Annotated in this window: 1 protein-coding gene; it reads left to right on the forward strand. The window is 49.1% G+C overall.

What is annotated here, in order from left to right; all coding sequences use genetic code 11:
- Positions 1–633: DEAD/DEAH box helicase (locus ACYVN4_RS45055; RefSeq protein WP_460730455.1), on the forward strand; the 633-nt coding region annotated here is incomplete at both ends.

Genomic DNA, 633 nt, shown 5'->3' on the forward strand with positions numbered 1-633 from the left:
AGGGTTTGCACGATGTCTATGATGATATGGTTCTGGGCCCGTCAATTGATTGGTTGATTGAGAACCACTATCTGGCTCCATACAAGTACTTTTCGGTGAAATTGGTCAACGATGAAAAGTTGAAGAAATCGAGCACTGGGGACTACACCAATAAGTCGATTGATGATGCAGTGGGCCGGACTATCTTTGGGGATGTCGTTAAGACATATCAGGAGAAGACACCGGGCCAGCAGGCCATTGTGTACGCTCACTCGGTAGAGTTTTCCAAGGAAGTTGCCGAAGCCTTTAGACGAGCTGGTATCAACGCTGAGCACGCTGATGCTAAGACGCCCACAGCAGAGCGAGAGCGAATCATGGCCAACTTTAAGGCTGGTGAGCTCAAGGTTCTCTGCAATGTGGACTTGATCAGTGAGGGCTTCAACGTTCCTGACTGCTCGGTAGTCATCATGTTGCGGCCAACTGAATCGTTGGTACTCTACATTCAGCAGTCGATGCGTTCAATGCGTTATCGACCGAACAAGACAGCGACCATTATTGATCACGTCGCCAATTACTCACGGTTCGGGTTGCCAGATGATGAGCACACTTGGACACTTGACGACCGTAAGAAGCGTAAGAAGAAAGAGAGCGATG

The organism is Nocardia heshunensis (assembly GCF_054782115.1).